The sequence below is a fragment of the Cupriavidus basilensis genome, from assembly GCF_008801925.2.
Classification (GTDB): Bacteria; Pseudomonadota; Gammaproteobacteria; order Burkholderiales; family Burkholderiaceae; genus Cupriavidus; species Cupriavidus basilensis.
Genome location: NZ_CP062804.1, coordinates 2,991,201 through 3,012,605, shown reverse-complemented (window position 1 = coordinate 3,012,605; position 21,405 = coordinate 2,991,201). Strand labels below are relative to the sequence as shown.

Here is a 21,405-nt window from a genome sequence, read left to right as displayed (position 1 = left end):
GTTAGCCAACCGCCTGTCGCCCGCGCCACCGGTCGGCGCAAAAAGTAAAAGATAACCGGGTGAAGTATGCCATTGCGGGGAAACCACGCCGTGCGGACGCGCTCGTCCGGAACGGCTGCGCTTGAATTTGCCATCGTGCTGCCGGTGTTTCTGGCCGTCGTGATCGGCATTGTCTATTTCGGCATCGTGCTGGCCTTGCAGCAGACGCTGACGCTTGCCGCGGAAGAAGGCGCGCGTGCAGCCCTGCGTTATCCCAGCGGGGCATCAGCCAATAACGCGGCTGCCACGCAGGCCCTGCGGGTGAGTGCGGCTTCGACGACAGCTCTGGCTGTGCTGCCTGCCTCCATCAGCAGCGTCATTTCCACCGCTAATATTGCGCAAACTGTTTCCTGCGCCAACCCGAGCGGCTCGGTCTGCGTCAGGGTGACGCTGAACCTTCCCTCAAGCGCGATCTTGCCGGTCATTCCTGGGGTACCCATTCCCACAACGCTGACTGGCAGCGCAACGGTGCAGCTGGCGCCTGACACATGAGAATCTGCCCACGCCACGAGCGGGCGCCGTTTGTCGACATGTGCCTAAGCCAGATTTCAGCTATTCGAACCAGAGTATCCAAACCAGAGATTTAGCATGACCAGCAAACAGATCCGCGTGCTTGCCATCGCGCTGCTCGTCCTTGCCGCGTTGCTGGCGTTGCTCGCGTGGCGCGTGGCACGTACGCCGGCGAAACCAGCAGAGCCCGTGGCGGGAAGCACGCAGTCTTATCCGGTGGTGGTCACGGTGAAGCCGATTGAAGCCGGCAAGCCAGTCCCCGTCGATGCGCTCAAGGTAGAGCAATTGCCCATCAATCCGGCGGGTGCCTACACCGAGGTGGCCCGCGTGGCTGGCCAGGTGCCGCTGGTTGGCATCGGCGCGAATGTGCCGGTACTGGAAAGCCAACTGCTGGCGGGCCTTGCCACACAGGTCAAAGAGGGCGAGCGCGCGGTGGCGGTTGCGGTTGATGAGGTGATTGGCGTTGGCAACCAGGTGCAGCCGGGCGACTTTGTCGATGTGTTCGCGGTGTTCCGCCGCGATGGCCAGGAGATCGCAGGCAGCCAGGCGCGCATGCTGCTCGCGCGCCTGCGCGTGCTGGCCTATGGCGCCGGGACGGTCAATGAAGCCGTCAAGCCGGCGCCCGAGCAAATGATGGCGCGCCGCGAAGGCGCGAAGACCGCCGTGCTGGCGGTACCGGTGGCCAACGTCGGCAAGCTGGCTATCGCACAGCAAACCGGGCGCCTGTTGCTGGCCCTGCGCAATCCCGATGATCCGGATGTTCCCACCGAAGGCTTGTTTGAGGATCCTGCCCCGGTCATGCAGGCAAAGGCGCAGGCAAAAGGGGGGGCGCCAGCCGCAGTGCTGGCGCCATCCGATCGCGCAATGGCAGGCGTTGCACTATCAGGGATCGCAGGCGGGGCACGGGGTGACGCGCTTCCCGCCAAGGCAGCGCCATCGCCGGTCCCGGCACCCTCAGCCATCGCGCAGCGCGCCCATGGCGCGAGCAGCGTCGCGCAAAACAGTGTTGAGATGATCCGCGGCGGCAAGCGCGAGATCGAATGAAACCAGCAACGCCGTCGTGGTTGAAGCATGCCTCGTGCACGCCCGCCGGATTGCATTTGGATTGGTGTTTTCAGTGTTACTTCTGGATAGTCGATTGATGAAATCCATTCTTGCCGGGGCCGCCACCATCCTGGCCGTCTGCTGCACCGTCCCTGCGGCGTGGGCGCAGCAGGCCGACGGCGGCGTGCGTGATCTGAAGCTGGTGGTGGGTAGCCAGCGTGAGCTACGTCTGAACAAGCCACTCGAACGCGTGGCGATCGGCAATCCTGCCGTGGCGGATGCGTTGCTGCTAAAGAGCGGCTCGGGTGCCAACGGCGTGCTGGTGGTGGCCAAGAAGCCGGGCGCTACCGAGCTGATGGTTTGGCCAAGTGGCGAAGCCGCGCAAACCTACCGCGTGCAGGTGGATGCGACGCGAGGCGAGTCCGGCGATCCCGCCGTGGCGGTATCGGGCGGGGGCGCATTGATCAGCGGCGAGGCGCGTGATGCGCAGGCATCGCTGCGCGCGCAGCTGGTGGCGCGCTCGGCCACCGCTACGGCCGAAGGCAAGGGCGGTGTGGTGATCGATCGCTCCACGATCCCGGTCAGCAGCACGGTGCAGGTCGACGTGAAGGTGGTCGAGGTCAGCAAGACCGTGCTCAAGGAGGTGGGGTTCAATTTCTACCGGAACAACGGCGGCTTCGCCTTCGGCACGTTCTCCCCGTCGTCGCTGAACAAGTTTACCTTCACACCGCGAACCGACTCCGCGCCGGGTTCGTTCAGTGCCGACATCAGCTCGCCGATGAGCAGTGCCTTCAATCTTGTCGCGGCGTCACTGTCGCACGGGATCTTTGCCAACCTGAGCCTGCTGGAGAGCAATGGCATGGCGCGGGTGCTGGCCGAGCCGAGCCTGGTGGCGCTGTCCGGGCAGAGCGCGAGCTTTCTTGCCGGCGGGGAGATCCCGATCCCGGTGCCGCAGGCACTCGGCACGACCACCATCCAGTTCAAGCCCTTCGGCATTGGCCTGACCGTGACGCCCACCGTGCTAGCCAAGGATCGCATTGCCTTGAAGGTGGCGCCTGAAGCCAGCGATCTCGATCCGTCGCGCGGCATATCGATCAACGGTGCCATGGTGCCTGCCATCGTGACCCGCCGCGCTGACACCACGGTGGAACTCGGCGATGGCGAGAGCTTTGTGATTGGCGGGCTGGTCAGCCGTACCACGGTCAGCAACGTCAACAAGGTGCCTTTGCTCGGCGACCTGCCGATCATCGGCACCTTCTTTCGCAACCTGAACTTCAACCAGGAAGACCGCGAGCTGATGATCGTGGTCACGCCGCGCCTGGTGCGCCCGCTCGCCAAGGGCGCGGCGGCCGTGGCCGCGGTCAGCGAGGATGGGCGCACCAGTGGCAACCCCGATGTGTGGGGCCGGTTCGTGCTTGGCGAATATGTCGATCCGACGCTGCCAGGGTTTTCCAAATGACATTGGGCAAGCAGGATGACGGCGCAAGGCAGGGTCAGATGGACTTCTTCCTGTTCAATACCGCACAGCCGGAGCCGCGCCAATGGCTGGCCAACGCGCTTGGCAACCTGGGCCGGCTGGTTGTCGAGGCTGGCCCGCAGGATGCCTTCGTGGAGCAGATCGCCACCGTCAACCCCGGCATGGTTTTCCTGCATTTTTCGCGGGAGCAGGCGCTGGCATCAAGCCGGCTGGCTGAGCACGTGACGAAGCTGTACCCGGGGCTGGCGCTGGTGGCGGTGGGCAACGCGGGCGAGCCGGACATCATGCTGGCGGCGCTGCGGGCTGGCGCCAAAGATTTCATCGACATGACCGCGCCGCCGGCTGGCGCGATCGAGATCGTGCGCAGGCTGCTTGCGGTGCGCGGCCACGCCGAGCCGGCGCGCCGGGGCAAGGTCGTGGCGGTGCTTGGCGCGCGCGTGGGCGTGGGTGCCACAACGCTGGCTACCAACCTCGCGGCGGCGGTGCGCAAGCGCAGCCATGGCGAAGTGCTGTTGATGGACCTGGGGCTGCCGTCGCGCGACGGCTCGTTGTACATGAACATCAGCCCGGGTTTTCACTTTGTCGAAGGCGTACGCAACCTGCGGCGCTTCGACCAGGTCTTCGTGCAGACCGCGCTGGCGCGCCACGGCAATGGCGTGGCCGTGTTGCCGCTGCCGGCCACCCTGGCGGAGATGCGGGATATCTCGTTCATGGAGGCGCTTGGGCTGCTGAATCGCCTGCGCGCCTTTTTTGACCTGCAGGTGGTGGACCTGGGCGGCTTTAGCAATGTCGACTTCATGGCGCATCTGGTCAAGGCCGCCGACATGGTGGTGTTGGTGGTGGACCAGAGCGTCGGCGCCATCGTCTCGGCCGCGGAGTTGCTCCAGGAGTTGAAGAAGCGCGAGGTGGAGCGCGAGGACCTGCACTTGCTGGTTTCGCGTTTCGAGGCGCGCCTGGGCGTGGATGCCCAGCAGATCGCGCAGCGCCTGGAGGCGCCATCGGTGGGCACCTTGCCCGACCGGCGCGAGCCGCTGGTGCTGGCGCTCAACCGTGGCGTGGTGCTGGCCGATGACAGCCCCGCCGATCCCTATGTCCGTGCCATTGGCCAGTTGGTGGATCGGCTGGGATACCGTGCCGGCACTGCAAGCGAAGCTGGCTTGCTGGGCCGGGTAAAAGAAAAACTGCCCGAAGCGCTACGCGCCATGCGCGTGATACGCGCTGAGCGGGCTGGGAACTGACATGTCGCAAGCCATCGAATTCTCCGATAACTCCGCCGCGCCTTTTCCTGCTTCGCAGGAATTCCAGAACATCAAGGAAGCGGCCCATGAGCATCTGCTCACCCGCATCGAGGAGCTGGGCGCGGAGTTCGGCCGCTGGTCGCGCACCGCGATCAACCGCTTTGTCGACCTGGAGCTGGAGAGCTTCACGCGGCTGCGCCGCATCCCCATCAACGAGGCCGAGCTGCATCAGATCGCCGAGGCGCTGACCAAGGAGCTGGCGGGCTTCGGCCCGATCGAGGACCTGCTCAACGACCCGGCGGTGGAAGACATCCTGGTCAACGGGCACCTGGACGTCTACGTCTCCCGGCATGGCGTGCTGGAGCGTATTCCCGTGCGCTTTGCCGATAGCGGGCATCTGCTGCGCATCGTGCGGCGCATCCTGGCCCCGATCGGGCGGCGGCTGGATGAATCCAACCCCATGGTCGACGCACGCCTGCCGGATGGCGGGCGCATCAACGTGGTGATTCCCCCGCTGGCGCTGGCCGGCCCGGTGGTGTCGATCCGCAAGTTCCGCAAGGACCCGCTGACGCCCGCGGACCTGCAAGGCCTGGGCACCATGAGCCCCGAGGTCAACGAACTGCTCGAAGCTGCCGTCAAGGCCCGCTGCAATATCCTTGTCAGCGGCGGCACCAGCTCGGGCAAGACGTCGCTGCTCAATGCGCTGGCCACCTATGTGCCCGACGGCGAGCGCGTGATCACCATCGAGGACACGGCGGAACTGGCGCTCAACCATCCGCACGTGGTGCGGCTGGAGAGCCGCCCTGGCGGCTTCGAAGGCACGGGCGTGGTGTCGATCCGCGACCTGCTGCGCAACAGCCTGCGGATGCGGCCCGACCGCATCATCGTGGGCGAGGTGCGCGGTGGCGAGGTGCTGGAAATGCTGCAGGCCATGAGCACGGGGCACGATGGCTCCATGGGCACCATCCACTCGAGCAGCCCGCGCGAATGCCTGTACCGCCTGGAGATGCTGGCCGGCTTTGCCGGCTTCCAGGGCAGCGAGGCCAGCCTGCGCCGTCAGATTGCCAATGCCATCGACTTTATCGTGCAGATCGGCCGGCTCTCCAACGGCAAGCGCCGCATCCTCTCGATCACGGAAGTCACTGGCCTGGGCGACAACATCATCTCGACCCAGGAGCTGTTCCGCCACGAGCCGTTCGTCGGCCCCGACGGCAATGAGGTAGACCGCTGGCTCTCGCTTGGCATCTTGCCGCATTCGCCCAAGCTGGCGCGCATGCGCCCGACCAACTTTGGCCTGGACGACCGCTTCGATGTCTAGCGCGGCGCTGGTCGTTGCGGCGGCCGCTCTCGTTTTGCTGGGACTGGGCCTGCTGCTGCTGTCCAGCGCCAAGGCGCGCGCGCACGAAGAGAGCGCGCGTGCGTTCCTGCAAGCGCAGACCGAGCAGGTCAAGGCACGCTATGCGGCTACGCCGGAGCCGCAAGCCGGCAGGAAGCAGCATGACCTGCGGCGCAAGTGGGCGGATTTCCTGCGCCGTGCGGACCTGGCACCGACACGGCGTACTTATGCGCTGTGGGGTGGTTCCATCATCGGCTTAGGGATCGTGGGCGTTGCCATGGGCGGCTGGCTGGCTGCATTGGCCGCGCTGTCGACCGGGGTGGCCATCCTCTATTTCATGCTCTGGAACCGAGCCCGTCGTACCGGGCAGAGACTTCGCCAGCAGTTGCCGTCGTTCCTCGATGCGGTAGTCCGGATGATGAGCATCGGCAGCAGCGTGCCTTCGGCCTTTCAGGCTGCCATTGGGAATACCGAGGCGCCATTGCGCCAGTGTCTGGTACAGGCCATCCACTTGCAGCGCGCAGGCAAGGAACTGGATCAGGCGGTCTTGCAGGTCGCGCGGATCTACCAGGTTGACGAACTGATGCTGCTGTCTTCCGTGCTACGTCTCGCGGTGCGCTATGGCGGGCGTGCGGATATTGTCATGGAGCGTACCGCCGCCTTCATGCGAGACCGCCAGCAAGCGCAACAGGAGCTGCATGCGCTGTCGTCCGAGACGCGATTGTCGGCCTGGGTGCTTGGCTTGCTGCCGATGGTGGTGGCCGGGATGATGTTCGTGATGAATGCTGCCTACATCATGATGATGTGGCGCGACCCGGCCGGCAAGACGCTATTGCTGGTTGCCGTGACTCTGGAAGTGATGGGGGCGGCCATGCTCTATCGCCTGGCCAAGTCGGTATAGGAACAAGGGACCATGGATAGCACTACCTTGATCTCGCTGAGCCTATGCGCGGCGGCCATCGGGCTGGCCGCGCTGGCCTTGCCGCTGGTGGCGCAATGGCGGCAACGTCACCGCGCCGAGCGCACCATCGACGCTGCGCTCTCGCGACAGGCGGCCGCCGCTGCTGTTGTACCGGATGCTCCCGCCACGGCTCCGCCCAGCGCCGCCAGTGCTGCCAATGCTGCCAATGCTGCCGCGGTCCAAGGTGCCGGCGCTCGCATTGGCGCGCGGCTGGGCAGCCAGCTTAGCAAGCGCTTTGACCAGCGTTGGCTTGAGTCGCCTTTGGGCAAGGCCGTGGTGACGGGCGAAGAACAGCGATTGCTTGAGCAGTGTGGCTTTTACGGCGACAAGGCACGGGCCATATTTGGGGGGCTGCGCCTGTCATTACCGGCGGCGTTGGCGGTGGGGGTCTTTGCATGGCGTTTGCCCACATCGATGATGGGCGCAATGACGTGGGCCTTCGTCACGTTCGCGGTGTTTTTCCTGGCGCCGAAATGGGCGCTGCAGCGCCGGGCCAGCAGCCGCATGTTGCGCCTGGAGGATGAGTTGCCCGTGCTGGTCGACATGCTGCGCCTGCTGCAGGGTGTGGGGTTGTCGATCGATCAGAGCCTGCAGGTGATCGTGGCGGAGTTCGGCAGCATGCTGCGCGTGCTTGGCCCAGAGCTGATGCGTGCCAACCAGCAGTTTGCCTCGGGCCGGTCGCGCGACCAGACGCTCCAGCGCATCGGGAAGTTGTTCGACAGCGAGGACCTGAAAAGCCTGATCACCATGCTGAGCCAGGTGGATCGATTCGGCGGGGCCGTCCAGGAGCCGCTGCGGCAATTCGGCCTGCGCCTGCAGGAATCGCGCAAGGCGCGCATGAAAGAACAGGTGGGGAAGCTGACCGTGAAGATGACTGCTGTCATGGTGGTGACCATGCTGCCGGTATTGCTGATCATCACGGCCGGACCAGGCTTTTTGGGCGTGATAAGAATGCTGGCGCATATGTCGGGGGGATCGAAATGAACAAGCAAGACAAGCGCGCAGGAAGCAAGACGAGATATCGATCGCGTTGGCTCGCGCACTCTTCAACTGCGCTGGGGTCTGTGCTGGCCCTGACCGTGCTATCCGGCTGTGGTACCAGCCTGGCCACACGCATGAGCGATCAGGCCGATGCCCAGGTGGAGCTGTCCAAGCTGCGCGACAAGCAGGACCGGGCCATCTATGACGATAAATCGGTCTACCTCGGCCTGATCGGCAAGATGCAGGAAGAAGGCCTGTACTTCGCGTCGCTCGCGCATATCGACGTCTACGAGAGGCGCTTCGGCGCGTCGCCGGCGATGACGCTCATGCGCGCGGACGCGTTGCGCGAGACCAATCAGGATGCCGCTGCCGAGCAGGCTTATCGCAGCCTGGCCGGCACTGCGGTGCAGGCGCGGGCTTACCACGGCCTGGGCCTGATCGCCGGGCGCAGGAACGACTTTGCTGCTGCCGCGACAGCGTTTCAATTGGCAGCCGGCGCAGATCCCACCAACGCGCAGGTGGCCAATGACCTTGGCTACGCGTTGATGCGCACGGGTGCGTTGCCCGAGGCGCGCGTGCCGGTGATGCAGGCCCTGCAGCTCGATGGCAAAAACCCGCGCGTGGTGAGCAACGCGGCGGTCTGGCTCGCAGCCGACGGCAAGCGTGACCAGGCGGCGTCGCTGATGCAGCGGGCCGGCCTGCCCGAGGCAACGCGCAAGGCGGTGTTGCAGGAAGCAGAGCGGGTCCGGCGCGCGAGCACGCAACGCGAACGCGTTGCCGCGCAGCAGGCCGTGGCGCAGACCGCGCCACAATCGGCCCGGCTTGCCGCCGCCGGGACACCCGGCCCGAACCATCAGCGCCTGACCGACATCATCCAGGCCACGCCATGAGAGATCGCCGGATGGCACAACCTCGCAATACCCGATACCCGGTGTCCGCGCCGACGGCACCAACCCAGGAGATTTCCATGAACCAGACCGGAACAAGAAGCCTGCGTGGCCATGCCCGCCGCGGCGGACTGGCGCTTGCGATCGCCATGCTCGGGTTGGGCGCCTTCCCCGCCGAGGCCCAGACCGATGCACCGGCCACGCCGTCGGTGCGACCGGCCCGGCAAGAGGTTGGCCCGCATACCCGTGGCATCCTCGAGATCCAGCGCAGTGGCGCCCAGGCTGGCGAGCTGCAGGTCTTGCATGGGGAGCAGGCAGCCCTGTCCTACCAGCGCTATATGGCGACTTTCACCTATCCGATCCCCGAGTTCTACACGGGCCAGGCGGGATCGAAAAATGGCTCCGGCGGCGGCGCAAGCCAGGGAGTGGCTGGTCGATGATTGGCTGCCGCTCGCCTCTCGTCGCCGGGCGCCGACGCGGGCAGCGCGGTGCCATCGGCGTGCTTGGCGCCCTGCTGCTGGCGACGGTTGCGATCGGTTCGCTGGTGTCGATCGATGTCGGCCATGTGTTCTACCGGCAGCGCCAGTTGCAAAAGATCGCCGACATGGCCGCACTGGCCGGCGCGCAGCAGCTCAAGCAAGCCGCGGCCGCCGCCACGGTGTCGGCCAATGTGCTGAGCGCCACGCAATCGGCTGGCGCGCAGAATGACTACGCCGGCACGGCGACCGCCAATTGCAGTGCTGCGGGCAGCAGCGATGCCGATGGCATGCGTGTCTGCCTGGGCGTTTGGGATCCGGCTTACAGCACCGGGAGCGACACCGCACGGCATTTCAACGCTGGCTACGACACCACCAAGCTGTCGGCAAACGCGGTGCAGGTGGTCGTGACCCAGTCCGTGCCGATCCTGTTCATGATTCCCGGCAGCGCGTCGCGCCAGTTGCGCGCGGAGGCGATTGCCAATGCGAGCCCGCCGGTGGCGTCGTTTTCGGTCGGTAGCGGGTTGCTGGATGTCAACACCGGTAGCAGTGTGCTCAGCAGTTTGCTGGGGACCTCGGTGCAGCTGTCCGTTTTGGACTGGCAAGGCTTGCTCAACGCCAATGTCACGCTCGACCAGCTGCGCTTGAAGCTGGGTGTCGGCACCATTGACGACTTGCTGAAGACATCGCTGTCGATCCAGCAGTTCTATGCGCTCGTGCTGGGCGCGGCCGGCAAGGATTCGCTGCTGTCCGCGGCGCTGGGCAGTCCGCCCACGCAACTTGGGTTGAGCGGGGTCAAGGCCAACGTGGGACTGGGCCAGTTGCTGAACCTGGGTGTGCTGGCGCCGGCGGCGTCGTCAGCGGCTGACGTGGCGCTGAACGTGGCGCAGTTGCTGATGCTCGGGGCGCAGGTCGCCAATGGCAATTCGGCGATTCAGGTGAAGTTGCCTCAGATTAATGTGGCGGGCCTGACCAATATCGGTGCGCAGCTATATGTCGTGCAGCCGCCCGTGATGGCCGTAGGGCCGGCGCGCCAGCTTAGCCCCGGAGTCTGGCAAACCACCGCGCACACGGCGCAGGTGGGGTTGCGACTCGATCTCGGGGTCAATATCAACGTGCTCAGCCTGGTGGGCGTCGGCATAAACCTGCCACTCTACGTCGAAGTCGCGGCGGCCACGGCCTCATTGCAAGGCATTCAGTGTGCGGCCGCAAAGGCGGATTGCCGTGCCACATTGGGGGTGAACACAGGCTTGGTCAAGGCATGCCTTGCCGCGGCCTCAGGCAGTGGCTGCGCGTCCGGACCTGTCACATTAATCGATACCTTGGCTTTCGGCACGGGGGTGAGGATCATCGCCAGCGGCAGTCCGCAAACTGGTACGGTTGGTGTCAACAGTACGACAGTCAACATGGCGCCAGGTACGTCGATCCGGGTCGGGACCCCGCAGCCACTAAGTGGGGTGGTCAGAGATGTCCTGCGTAACCTGAACCTGGATATCGTCGTCAGGTTGCTCGGGATTGATATCGTGACGGTTCCATTGCCGCTAGCGGATCTCCTCGCCTCATTGCTCTCAGGGCTTGACCCCGTGCTGGTCCCATTACTAGCCGCATTAGGCATCCAGCTAGGCTACGCCGACATCTGGATGCAAGGAATCGACTGCAACAACGCCGAGCTGGTGTTCTGAGCCATGCAGCAGGCTAATCGCTATACGGCGGAAGACAGATGAAGACAGATCGCTGGGCTTACGAGAGCCTTGAAGTATATGTATGGGAAGGCAAGTCTGACATTGCCGATCGTGTGTCGCGCTTCCTGTCGCCGCTCGGCGTGGACGTGATTCGCGCCGGCGCGCTGGAGGCCTTGCCCGCGGAGCCGCGGCTCAAGCCGTGCGTGGCGGTCATCAGTGTCTCGGTGATCGGCGCGGCGAAGTTCACCGCGCTGGACTGGGAAGCCGCCCACGGCATGCCCGTGGTGTGGGTGGCGGCGCCGGGGCGCGAGACGGATCCGGGGCGCTTTCCCGCCGAGTATGCGCATATCTTGGCCGACGATTTCACGGGGCCTGACCTGCGCAACCAGATCGGCAAGCTGCTGCCGCAGTTGCTGGCGACAGCCGAGCCGGCAAACGCGGTGGCGGATCTGGTGGCGGAGTCGCCCGCCATGCAGCAGTTCCTGTCGCAGGTGGAGACCTTCGCGGATTTCAACAGCAACGTGATGCTGTATGGCGAGACCGGCGCGGGCAAGGAGCGGATCGCGCGGCGCTTTCACGAGCGCAACAACATCTATGGCAAGGGGCCGTTCGTTGCCGTGAATTGCGGAGCGATTCCCGATGGCTTGTTCGAGTCGCAGTTCTTCGGCCATGCCAAGGGCGCGTTTACCGGCGCCATGTTTGCGCACCGCGGCTTCTTCGAGCAGGCCAACGGCGGCACGCTGTTCCTGGATGAAATCGGTGACCTGCCGCTGTTCCAGCAGGTCAAGCTGCTGCGCGTGCTGGAGGAGAGCGCGCTGACCCGGCTGGGCTCGACCATGCCGGTCAAGCTGGATTTCCGCCTGGTCGCGGCCACCAACAAGGATCTGCGCGAGGCCGTGTCGCAGGGCCGCTTCCGTGCGGACCTGTACTTCCGGCTGGCGGTGATCGAGCTGCGGCTGCCCAGCCTGGAGGAGCGGGGCGCCGTCGATAAGGTGGCGTTGCTGGTGTCGTTCCTCAAGCAGATGCTCGGGGCCTCAGGCCTGGACGCATTGCCGCCCGTGCCTGACTGGCTCAAAGGTGCGGTGGGCACGGCGTTCTTCACGGGGAATGTGCGCGAGCTGCGCAACCTGGCTGAGCGCATCGGCATTACCGTGCAGCAGACCGGGCATTGGGACGAGGCGCGGATCCGGCCTTTGTTCCGCAGCCTGCGCCCGGGTGCGTTCGATAGCAGCGAGCGCACGGCCGACTGGCGCGGCGAGACCGAGGAGCGCCGCCGCATTGTGGCCGCGCTGGATGCCAATAGCTGGCGGCGCCAGGACACGGCGGCCAGCCTGGGCATCAGCCGCAAGGTGCTGTGGGAGAAGATGCGCAAGTTCCAGATCGCCGACAACGAGGCCGAGCCGGCGTGAATTGTCCCCGTCATGGCACGGGGGCGCTGCGCCTCAGAACGTCTTCTTGCCGCCCTGGTAAGCGCTGACGATGCGGTTCATTTCCGCCAGCAGCGCGGCGCTCTCGCCGTGCAGCGTGCGCGCAATGCCTTGCATGTAGCCGAGCAGTTCCTGCTTGGCGGCTTCGGCAAAGTCCATGGTCACTGCCTGGTCCTCGTACAGCAGCACGTACGAGCGCGCGAAGCCGTACAGCAGGAAGTAGGCCGCGGCGTGTGCGGGGTCGGTGTCGATCAGCTCGCGCGTGGCTTTCTTCACCGTCACGAAAGCGTCGGTGCCGGGGAGCGAATCCTGGAATTGCTGGAGGGTGGTTTCAAGCGTCATGGCGCAATATCGGTTAGTGAAAACGGGTTCGGTAGATCAAATGAAAATGGCTGCATGGCGGATCGCGCCCGCTCATACGCTGTTCAACATGCGCCGCAGCAGCGCGGCGCCATCGCGCCCCTTGTAGGCGCGTTGCCATAGGTCATTGACCATGGTGGTGTAAAGCCGTACCGCCTCGGGCGCTGCGGTCACGGTGGCGATGCCGGTGGACACGTTGGGAAATTCGCCGAAACGAAATGGGCTGGTGGCCACATATGCCTTGCCGGGCCGCTCGAAGACCTGGAAGGTCACGTTGGGCATGCTGCCGTCGACGATGCCGATCTGCAGGCCGATGGGCTGCGCGTCCAGCAGGTCGATCACGCGCTCGATCTCGCGCCGGGCTGCCAGCGAGCGCTCCATGCGCACCGCGGGCGGGAGGTCCAGCCGTCCCACCAGGCCAAAATGCACGAAGCGCTCCAGCGAGCGCAGGTCGATCAGGCTGGTGATGGGCGGCACGCTGCGCGCGAACGATTGCTTGCGCTCTTCCAGCAGGTCCAGCAAGGCGTCGATGGTTGCGGCTGGCGCCGGCTGCGGGCTCTCCGCCAGCATCTGGCGCAGGTGGCCGGCGTAATCGGGCGAGGTCAGCAGGTAGGAGATCGGTTCGAAATGGGCCAGGATGCGCGTTGCGCCATGCTCGAGCTGGCGCATGCGCTCGATATACGCCACGGCCGAGGAGTAGTACTCGGACTCGACCCCCAGCATGGAAGCCAGCGAGGTGCCGAGCAACTGGGCGAGTCGGCCAAGGGTCTCGATCTTGACGATGTCACCCTTTTCCATGCGATAGATCGCGGCCCGCGATACGCCGAGCTGTTCGGCGATGGCTTCCGCGCGCATCCCCGCGCCCAGACGGTACGCGCGCAGGCGATTGCCGATTTCAACGAAATCAACCATTGGGCCGGCAGCGAGCGGAGCGTCCATCCTCGGGGAATCTCAAAAAGAAGACAAGGCCCATCCTAGCATGGGCCGTGGCCGGATGGCGAGAGAAGCATCGTGTCGGAACGCCATGCCGCCGCGCTTCCCCGCGTTCAAGGCATCCGTGCCTCCGGACGATATACCCATCACAGCCGCATGATCCGGATCCACCGCATTTTGTGCATCAATATGCCTTTGATGCCCGATTGTGGTGCATGACGACGGCGTTAATGCGCGTACAGTCTCGTAAACGAGACTTGGCTAGTTTTTTGGATGGCATGTATATTGCGATCCGCATCATGAGGCCGGCAATCCGCTGGTTTCCCGCATCACGCTTGCCACACCAAAGGAGCGCCTCAGGCGCCAGAAAAAGGAATCCGATGAAGAAGTCCCTCGCCACGGCGCTGTCCGCCGCCGTCACGATCGTTACGACCGCCACGCTGACCCTGGCCGTAGCGCCTGCCCAGGCCGCCGGCTATCCGGACCGGCCCATTACCATCGTCGTGCCCTATGCCGCCGGCGGCAGCAACGACCTGGTGGCGCGCGTGCTAAGCCAGCGCCTTGGCCAGGACCTGGGTGTATCGGTGGTGGTGGACAATGCGCCGGGCGCCAGCGGCACCATCGGCGCGCTCAAGACCATCAATGCGCCAGCCGACGGCTATACGTTGCTGCTGGGTTCCAACAGCGAAATCTCGATCGCCAAGCTGACCAACCCGAAGATCAAGTACGACGGCCAGCGGGATCTCGTGCCCTTGCGCATGGTGGGCTCGCAGCCCATGGTGCTGGTGTCCGGCGCGCATTCCGGCATCCAGGGCGTGGCGGGTTTCCTGGCGCTGGCCAAGAGCAAGAAGCCGGTGAACTACGGCACCTCGGGCATCGGCACGCCGCTGCATCTGTCGGGAGAGCTGATCCGCGGCGCCAGCAAGGTTGATATGACCCACGTGCCGTACAAGGGCGGCGCGCCGGCCATCGCCGACCTGATGGCAAACCAGATCGAGCTGGGCGTGCTGGTGCTGTCGACGGCGCTGCCGCAGATCAAGTCGGGCAAGCTGCAAGCGATTGGCGTGACCTCGGCCACGCGCTCGCATGCCGCGCCCAATATCCCGGCACTGGCAGAGAACAAGACCCTGGCCAATGTGGACATGCGCCTGTGGTTTGGCTTGTTCGCGCCGGCCAACACGCCCAAGGCGGTGACCGACAAGCTGACGGACGCACTGGCTCGCGCCATCAACGCGCCGGAAGTGAAGAGCAAGCTGTCCGAATCGGGTGTCGATATCGATGCCAAGGACGCCGCCGCGTTTCGCAGCTTCATTGCCAAGGAAACCGAGTCGTACCGCAAGATCGTGAGCGAAGCCAATATCCAGGAATAATCCGGAATCCAGGCTTCCAGACGTCAGTACGGCGATGCCCGGGTGCTTACGGCCCGGGCATCGCCGTTTTAGCGCCGTGCATCAAAGAATGCGGATCTGCTTGACCTTGAACTTGGAGTCGCCGAAGAGCTGCTTGTCGTATTCGCCCAGCAGTTCCACTTTGGTGGTTGCGTCCACCGGCTTTCCGGCAGGCCACAGCTTTTTGTCGATCTTGATCCGGATCTGGCCGGTGCCGTCGTCGAACTGGTAAAGCTCGTGGCCTACGCCGCTGATGATCTGTCCGCGAAGCACGGCGTGCTGGTCATCCTTGCCTTGCTCCGTCAACGCCTTGACGGTGGTCGTTGGAACCGTGGTTGGGCCCACGTACTGTGCTTGTGCCAATGCGGCCGTAGCCGTCAGTGCTGCCGCGATCAGGATGCGTTTCATGGTTTCTCTCTCAGGTCTGGTTGAAACATAGCGGCTGGGGGGGGCGGCAACCTGGCCAGCCCGTAGTGCCGGAGGCGGTGCTTTTGCACTGGCTCGGCGCCTATTGTGGAGAGTGCCGGCTGAACCGAAGCTGAATGACGGCTGGGCAACGTTATGATGGCGCTTGCCGCCGCGGTCCGCTGCGGGCCGTCCACACACTGCTAGGGATTCACATTGCGTTTTCTTCACACTGCCGACTGGCATCTCGGGCGCGTATTCCATGCGCGCAGCCTGCTTGAAGACCAGGCCTGGGTGCTTGACCAATTCGTTGCGCTGGTGCGCGAGCGCCGGCCGGATGCGGTGCTGATCGCCGGCGACGTGTATGACCGCGCGGTGCCGCCGCCCGAGGCCGTGGCGCTGCTGGACGACGTGCTGGCCCGCATCGTGGTGGAGGCCGGCATTCCGGTGGTGATGATCGCGGGCAATCACGACAGCGCCCAGCGGCTAGGTTTCGGCGCGCGGCTGTTGACGGCGCAGGGTTTGCACGTGGCCGGCATCACCGAGCGCGATGCCACCTGCGTGACCTTGTCCGATGCCCATGGCGAAGTACGGATCTACGCCTTGCCCTATGCCGAGCCCGCAACCGTGCGCGACGCCTTCGACATGGAACTGCCCGGGCACGAGGCCGCGTTGGCGGCGCGCCTGGACGCGATCCGCGCCAGCCATCCGGCGCAGGCGCGCTCAGTGGTGGTGGCCCACGCTTTCGTGATCGGTGGCGAGGCCAGCGAATCCGAGCGGCCCCTGTCGGTTGGCGGCAGCGGCGCCGTTGCCGCCAGCGTGTTCGACGGCTTCGACCTGGTCGCGCTTGGTCACCTGCATCGCCCGCAGACCTTCAGCCAGCGCATCCACTACGCCGGCTCCTTGCTGAAGTACTCGCTGTCCGAAGTCACGCATGCCAAGTCGGTCTCGATGATCGAGCTGGCGGCCGATGGCGCGGTCAGCATCGAGCCGATTGCGCTGTCGCCCCGGCGCGACCTGCGCATCGTCGAAGGGCAACTGGCCGACCTGCTGGCGCAAGGCGCGGCAGACCCGCGGCGCGATGACTACATCCACGCGGTGTTGACCGACAATGGCGCCTTGCTCGATCCGATGGCGCGCCTGCGCCAGGCTTATCCCAATGCGCTCGCCATCGAGCGCGCCGTGCTGGCGCGCACGGGCGAGGCCGGGGCGGCGGGCCAGCGCCTGCGTCAGCTCGATACCGGCGAGCTGTTCGCCAACTTCTTCAAGGAGGTGGCGGACGAAGAGCTGGACGAAGACAAGCGCCGCGTGCTCGACCAGGTGCTTGAGGGCATTGCCCGCGCAGACCGGGAGTCCGCATGAGACCGCTGCGCCTGAAACTGCAAGCCTTCGGCCCGTTCGCCGCCAGCGAGGAAATCGACTTCACCCGGCTCGGGGAGCGGGCTTTCTTCCTGATCCACGGCCCCACCGGCGCGGGCAAGACCACCCTGCTCGACGCGATCTGCTTTGCGCTCTACGGCGACACCTCCGGCGGCGAGCGCAGTGCGCAGGACATGCGCAGCGCCAACGCCGATCCTGCCCTGCGCACGGAGGTGACGTTCGAGTTCAGCCTGGGTGGCCAGCGCTACCTGGCCACGCGTTCGCCCGCGCAGGAGCGGCCGAAGCTGCGTGGCGAGGGCACCGTCAAGGAAACGCCCAAGGCCCAGCTTGATGTCATGGGCGACGCGGGCTGGACCAGCAAGGCGAGCCAGCCCAACAAGGTCGATGACTTTGTGCGCAACCTGCTGGGCTTTGACAGCAGCCAGTTCCGCCAGGTGATCGTGCTGCCGCAGGGGCGCTTTCGCGAATTGCTCACGGCGGATTCCAAGAGCCGCCAGGCCATCCTCGAGCGACTGTTCCGCACCGAGCTGTACCGGCGCGTGGAGGAACTGCTCAAGGGGCAGGCGGCCGGCATCCGCCAGGAAGCCGAGCGCCTGCGCATCGAGCAGACGGCGTTGCTGCAGCAGTATCAACTGGAGTCCGTGGACGCGCTGCGGGCGCAGGCTGCGGGGTTGCAGGCCCAGTTGGCCGAACTGCAGCAGCGCGATGTGGCCGCGCGTACCGTGCTGGAGGCGGCCACACTGGCAACCCGGCAGGGCGAGCAGACGGATACCCGCCTGCGGGAGCAGCGCGATACCGAGGCGGCCCATGCCGCGCTGATGGCGCAGCGCCCCGAGATGGAGGCGCAGCGCCAGCGGTTGCAGGCCGCACGCCGTGCCATGCAGGTGCAGCCGTTCGAGCAGCATCTGGGGCAGGCCGTGCAGGAACACCAGCAGGCACAGCAAGCGCTGGCCGCGGCAAGCGCGCGGTCTGCCGAGTGCGCCGCCGTCTCGGCCACCGCCGCGGCGGGGCTTGAGGCCGAAGCGGCCCGTGCCGGCGAGCGCCAGGCGGCGCAAAAACAAGTGACGGAGCTGGAGGCCATGTTGCCGCAGGCACAGCGGCTCGGCCTGCTGCAGCAGGAGTTGGAGGCTGCAGCACACCAGCAGGCGCAAGCGGGCGCGGCCCATGCCGGGGCGCTGCAGGCGCAACAGCAAGTCACCGCCACGTTGCGCCAGGCCGAGGCCGGCCTGGCGCAGGCGCAGGAAGGCGCGCGCGGGCTGGAGACAATCCAGCTCAAGCAGGCCGGCCTGGCGCAGCAGGCAACCACGCTCGACAAATACGCCGCCACGCTGGCGCTGTGCGAGCAAGCGCGCCGCCAGGCCGACGCCGACCAGCTCGCCGCGCAGCAAGCCGCCAAGCAGCAGGCGGCAAGCCTGCTGCGCCTGCGCGAGACGGAGCAGGCCTGGCGGGCCGGGCAAGCCGCGCGGCTGGCTGCCGGCTTGCAGCATGGACAGGCATGCGCTGTCTGCGGGAGCACCGCGCACCCGCAACTGGCGCGGCACGTCGATGCGCCGGTCTCCGACGAGGCACTGGACCTGGCCCGCGAGGCCGCACGGCTTGCCGACCAGGCGGCGCAGGCCGCGGCCAGCCGCGCGCAGGGTGCGTTGCTGGCCGCCACGCACCGGCAGGAACAACTGGATGAAATGCGCGAAGCGGCGGGAGCGGTGGGCATGCCCGACGGCGCCGCGCAAGACCCGGCGGCGGCCAGGCAGCAGCTCGCCGGCGCCATCCAGGCGCTGCGCCAGCAGCAACAGGCGGCAGAGGCGGCCGCCGGCCGTTGCCAGCCGCTGGCCGCGGAAGTTGAGCGGCAGCAAGCCGCCCTCACGGCAGCGGAGGCGGCCATTCGCGCCGCCGAGGCCGCTGTGCAGGTTGCGGGTCAGCGTCACGCCAAGCTCCAGGGCGAATGGCAGGCCGCCAGCACGCAGGTGCCGCCGGACCGGCGCGAGCCGGAGCGGCTCACCGCTGCGCTGGCACAGGCACGCCAGGACCTTGCCGCGCGCGAAGCCGCACTGGCCGCCGCGCAGGCGGCCGACAAGCAGGCCGGCGTGGGGCTGGCAGCGGCCCTGGCCGCGCAAGCCGCCGCCCAAGCGAGCCTCGCTACCCACGCAAAGCGGGAGACGCAGGCGGGCGCCGCATTCGCGAGCGCGCTGGGGCAAGCCGGCTTTGTCTCCCGCCAGGCCTATGCCGAGGCGCGCATGCCGGGCGTGCAGATGGAGCAGGCCGAAGCCCAGGTCAATCGCTTCGACCTCGACCTGGCCGCGGCCGGCGATCGCCGCGAGCGCGCCGCGATCGCTGCGCGCGACCTTGCCCCGCCGGATCTTGGCGCGCTGCGCCAGGCGCAGGCGGATGCCGCCGGCGCGCTCGAGGCGCTGGTCCGGCAGCAGGCCGACCTGCACCGCAGCCGCGAGAACCTGCTGCAGTGCCAGCAGCGGCTGGATGCGCTGGCCAGCAAGGGCGCGGACATCGAGCGCAGCTACGCGGTGCTCGGCCGCCTGGCCGAAGTGGCCAACGGCAACAATCCGCGCCGCATGACATTCCAGCGCTTCGTGCTGGCCACCTTGCTCGACGAGGTGCTGGAAGCGGCCTCGCTGCGGCTGATGCGCATGAGCCGCAACCGGTACGAGCTGCAGCGCGTGCGCCAGCAGGGCGACCAGCGCACCGCTGGCGGCCTGGACCTGGAGGTGTTCGACCACGACACCGGCATGGCGCGCCCGGCCAACACCTTGTCCGGAGGCGAGGGCTTCCTGGCCTCGCTCTCGCTCGCGCTGGGGCTGGCCGATGTGGTGCAGTCGCGCGCGGGCGGGATCCAGCTCGATACCTTGTTTGTCGACGAGGGCTTCGGCACGCTCGATCCCGAGAGCCTGGACTTTGCCATCCGAACACTCATCGACCTGCAGCATGCCGGGCGGCTGGTGGGCATCATTTCCCACGTGGCCGAGCTGCGCGAGCGCATCGATGTGCGCCTGGAGATCCGTGCCGGGGCCGGCGGCAGCCGGGCGGAGCTGCAATTGCCGTAGCGGCCCGGGGCCACCTCAGCAGGGCCTGAAGAGCGTAAGCTGCTCGATGTTCCTGGCCGCCGTGGCCCCGTTGGCAAGCTAGCTTTCAACTGCCCTACGGTTGTGGCCGGCTAACGCACAAGCGATTTGCCGGCGCCTTGACCACCCGCGGACAGGGGGTGTAACCTGTTCATTCTGCGAATTGAAGTTCGCAATTAGAACAAACCACAATAATAAGAAACACCAAAGTCTGTTGGATTCGTTTCCGGCGGTGCGCCTTTTGCAAGCGGAGGGCGCCCAAGCCGGATGGCTCTTCCGGCAGGACTGTCCGGAGACAGCGTTTGCGCGCCGCCTGATTTCCCTCCTTGGCGGCCGGTTCCGGATAGTTCGTCCGGACTCTCGGAACTGGAACGCAAGTGATCAACAAGCTATTCGACTCGGTGGAATCGGCCATGGCCGATATCCAGGACGGCGCCACCATCCTGATCGGCGGCTTCGGCATGGCAGGCATGCCGGCGGAGCTCATCGATGCCCTCATCGCCCAGGGCGCCCGCGACCTCACCATCGTCAACAACAACGCCGGCAACGGCGACACCGGGCTGGCCGCGCTGCTCAAGACCGAGCGCGTGCGCAAGATCATCTGCTCCTTCCCGCGCCAGGCCGATTCCTACGTCTTCGATTCGCTGTACCACGCCGGCAAGATCGAGCTGGAACTGGTGCCGCAGGGCAACCTGGCCGAGCGCATCCGCGCCGCCGGCGCCGGCATCGGCGGCTTTTTCACCCGCACCGCCTATGGCACGCCGCTGGCCGAGGGCAAGGAAACCCGCATCATCGACGGCCAGGGCTACGTCTACGAGACGCCCATCCATGCCGACTTCGCCCTGATCAAGGCGCTGCGCGCCGACCGCTGGGGCAACCTGACCTACCGCAAGACCGCGCGCAACTTCGGCCCCATCATGGCGATGGCCGCCAAATGCCCCATCGTGCAGGTCAGCGAGATCGTCGAACTCGGCGAGCTGGACCCGGAACACATCGTGACCCCGGGGTTGTTCGTCAAGCGCGTCGTCAAGGTCGACGGCGCCAGCCAGGCCGCCGCCTGAGCGCCAAGGAGATCCAGAATATGCAACGCCTGACCCGCGATCAGATGGCCGCCCGCGTGGCCAAAGACATTCCCGACGGTGCCGTGGTCAATCTCGGCATCGGCCTGCCCACCCTGGTTGGCAATCACCTGCCGGCCGACCGTGAAATCCTGCTGCACAGCGAGAACGGCCTGCTCGGCATGGGCAAGGCACCCCCCGCCGGCGAAGAAGACGGCGACCTGATCAACGCCGGCAAGCAGCCGGTCACGATCAAGCCGGGCGGCTCGTATTTCCACCATGCCGATTCCTTCGCCATGATGCGCGGCGGCCACCTCGACTTTTGCGTGCTGGGGGCTTTCCAGGTCTCGGTGAAGGGCGACCTGGCCAACTGGCATACCGGCGCGCCGGGCGCGATTCCTGCCGTGGGCGGCGCGATGGACCTGGCGATTGGCGCCAAGGAGGTGTTCGTGATGATGGAACACCAGACCAAGCAGGGCGAGAGCAAGATCGTGGCGGAATGCACGTATCCGCTGACCGGCATGACCTGCGTCACGCGCATCTACACCGATCTGGCCACCATCGACGTCACGCCTGACGGGCTGGTGGCGCGCGACCTGGTCGAAGGCCTGTCCTTCGACGAACTGCAACGCCTGACCGGCGTGCCGCTCAAGCAGGGCGCTTCTGCCTGAGTGCCTGAGTGTTGGCCTGACCGCCGGGGCCAGCCCCGGCGAGCACGCTTGCAAGCCTCCCGATTTCACGATCACGAA

The 21,405-nt window shown here is 66.2% G+C and carries 19 protein-coding genes; 16 read left to right on the top strand and 3 right to left on the bottom strand.

Annotation, left to right across the window (positions count from 1 at the left end; all coding sequences use genetic code 11):
* Positions 1 to 66 precede the first annotated feature (66 nt).
* The 11 genes from F7R26_RS34325 (at position 67) to F7R26_RS34275 (ending at position 12,040) form a co-directional block, all read left to right on the top strand.
* Positions 67 to 531 carry a TadE/TadG family type IV pilus assembly protein gene (locus F7R26_RS34325; protein ID WP_150991535.1) on the top strand — a complete coding sequence of 155 codons (465 nt, stop codon included), beginning with the start codon at positions 67 to 69 and terminating at the stop codon, positions 529 to 531.
* A 96-nt stretch (positions 532 to 627) separates the two neighbouring features.
* Positions 628 to 1,593 (top strand): Flp pilus assembly protein CpaB, encoded by a 966-nt coding sequence (gene cpaB / locus F7R26_RS34320; RefSeq protein ID WP_150991532.1) that lies wholly within the window; start codon positions 628 to 630, stop codon positions 1,591 to 1,593.
* A 97-nt stretch (positions 1,594 to 1,690) separates the two neighbouring features.
* Positions 1,691 to 3,052: a type II and III secretion system protein family protein gene (locus F7R26_RS34315; protein WP_241754644.1), complete on the top strand. Its 1,362-nt coding sequence runs from the start codon at positions 1,691 to 1,693 to the stop codon at positions 3,050 to 3,052.
* A gap of 38 nt (positions 3,053 to 3,090) precedes the next feature.
* Entirely contained in the window at positions 3,091 to 4,308 is a 1,218-nt protein-coding gene (locus F7R26_RS34310) for an AAA family ATPase (protein WP_150991630.1), read from the top strand.
* 1 nt (position 4,309) lies between these two features.
* The gene (locus F7R26_RS34305) at positions 4,310 to 5,626 is read left to right on the top strand and encodes a CpaF family protein (protein WP_150991529.1); all 1,317 of its coding nucleotides are present in this window, start codon (positions 4,310 to 4,312) and stop codon (positions 5,624 to 5,626) included.
* Positions 5,619 to 6,545 (top strand): type II secretion system F family protein, encoded by a 927-nt coding sequence (locus F7R26_RS34300; RefSeq protein ID WP_150991527.1) that lies wholly within the window; start codon positions 5,619 to 5,621, stop codon positions 6,543 to 6,545. The genes F7R26_RS34305 and F7R26_RS34300 overlap by 8 nt, the downstream gene beginning before the upstream one ends.
* A gap of 12 nt (positions 6,546 to 6,557) precedes the next feature.
* Complete coding sequence (locus tag F7R26_RS34295; protein ID WP_150991524.1) at positions 6,558 to 7,589, top strand: type II secretion system F family protein; 1,032 nt, start codon at positions 6,558 to 6,560, stop codon at positions 7,587 to 7,589.
* A 131-nt stretch (positions 7,590 to 7,720) separates the two neighbouring features.
* Positions 7,721 to 8,476, top strand: a complete 756-nt coding sequence (locus F7R26_RS34290) for a tetratricopeptide repeat protein (protein ID WP_241754643.1) — start codon at positions 7,721 to 7,723, stop codon at positions 8,474 to 8,476.
* 77 nt (positions 8,477 to 8,553) lie between these two features.
* On the top strand, positions 8,554 to 8,913 hold the full coding sequence (locus tag F7R26_RS34285; protein WP_150991521.1) for a DUF3613 domain-containing protein: 360 nt from the start codon (positions 8,554 to 8,556) through the stop codon (positions 8,911 to 8,913).
* Positions 8,910 to 10,631 (top strand): TadG family pilus assembly protein, encoded by a 1,722-nt coding sequence (locus F7R26_RS34280; protein ID WP_150991518.1) that lies wholly within the window; start codon positions 8,910 to 8,912, stop codon positions 10,629 to 10,631. Before F7R26_RS34285 ends, F7R26_RS34280 begins: the two co-directional genes overlap by 4 nt.
* A 38-nt stretch (positions 10,632 to 10,669) precedes the next feature.
* Positions 10,670 to 12,040 (top strand): sigma 54-interacting transcriptional regulator, encoded by a 1,371-nt coding sequence (locus tag F7R26_RS34275; protein ID WP_150991515.1) that lies wholly within the window; start codon positions 10,670 to 10,672, stop codon positions 12,038 to 12,040.
* Between the two features lie 33 nt (positions 12,041 to 12,073).
* On the opposite strand, the gene F7R26_RS34270 is transcribed toward F7R26_RS34275, so the two are convergent.
* Positions 12,074 to 12,400, bottom strand: a complete 327-nt coding sequence (locus F7R26_RS34270; protein ID WP_150991512.1) for a hypothetical protein — start codon at positions 12,398 to 12,400, stop codon at positions 12,074 to 12,076.
* A gap of 72 nt (positions 12,401 to 12,472) precedes the next feature.
* On the bottom strand, positions 12,473 to 13,330 hold the full coding sequence (locus F7R26_RS34265; protein WP_241754642.1) for a helix-turn-helix domain-containing protein: 858 nt from the start codon (positions 13,328 to 13,330) through the stop codon (positions 12,473 to 12,475).
* Between the two features lie 401 nt (positions 13,331 to 13,731).
* On the opposite strand from F7R26_RS34265, the gene F7R26_RS34260 reads away from it, so the two are divergent.
* On the top strand, positions 13,732 to 14,721 hold the full coding sequence (locus tag F7R26_RS34260; protein ID WP_150991506.1) for a Bug family tripartite tricarboxylate transporter substrate binding protein: 990 nt from the start codon (positions 13,732 to 13,734) through the stop codon (positions 14,719 to 14,721).
* 81 nt (positions 14,722 to 14,802) lie between these two features.
* Here the strand turns inward: F7R26_RS34260 and F7R26_RS34255 are convergent, their stop codons facing one another.
* Positions 14,803 to 15,147 carry a NirD/YgiW/YdeI family stress tolerance protein gene (locus tag F7R26_RS34255; protein ID WP_150991503.1) on the bottom strand — a complete coding sequence of 115 codons (345 nt, stop codon included), beginning with the start codon at positions 15,145 to 15,147 and terminating at the stop codon, positions 14,803 to 14,805.
* A gap of 213 nt (positions 15,148 to 15,360) precedes the next feature.
* Here F7R26_RS34255 and F7R26_RS34250 point away from each other — a divergent pair, with 213 nt between their 5' ends.
* From F7R26_RS34250 to F7R26_RS34235, 4 genes are all read left to right on the top strand, one after another.
* Entirely contained in the window at positions 15,361 to 16,506 is a 1,146-nt protein-coding gene (locus tag F7R26_RS34250) for an exonuclease SbcCD subunit D (protein ID WP_150991500.1), read from the top strand.
* Positions 16,503 to 19,580 carry an AAA family ATPase gene (locus F7R26_RS34245; protein ID WP_193692211.1) on the top strand — a complete coding sequence of 1,026 codons (3,078 nt, stop codon included), beginning with the start codon at positions 16,503 to 16,505 and terminating at the stop codon, positions 19,578 to 19,580. Before F7R26_RS34250 ends, F7R26_RS34245 begins: the two co-directional genes overlap by 4 nt.
* Before the next feature lie 395 nt (positions 19,581 to 19,975).
* Complete coding sequence (locus F7R26_RS34240; protein ID WP_043357062.1) at positions 19,976 to 20,659, top strand: 3-oxoacid CoA-transferase subunit A; 684 nt, start codon at positions 19,976 to 19,978, stop codon at positions 20,657 to 20,659.
* Between the two features lie 20 nt (positions 20,660 to 20,679).
* Positions 20,680 to 21,327: a 3-oxoacid CoA-transferase subunit B gene (locus F7R26_RS34235; RefSeq protein WP_043357060.1), complete on the top strand. Its 648-nt coding sequence runs from the start codon at positions 20,680 to 20,682 to the stop codon at positions 21,325 to 21,327.
* Positions 21,328 to 21,405: the final 78 nt, after the last annotated feature.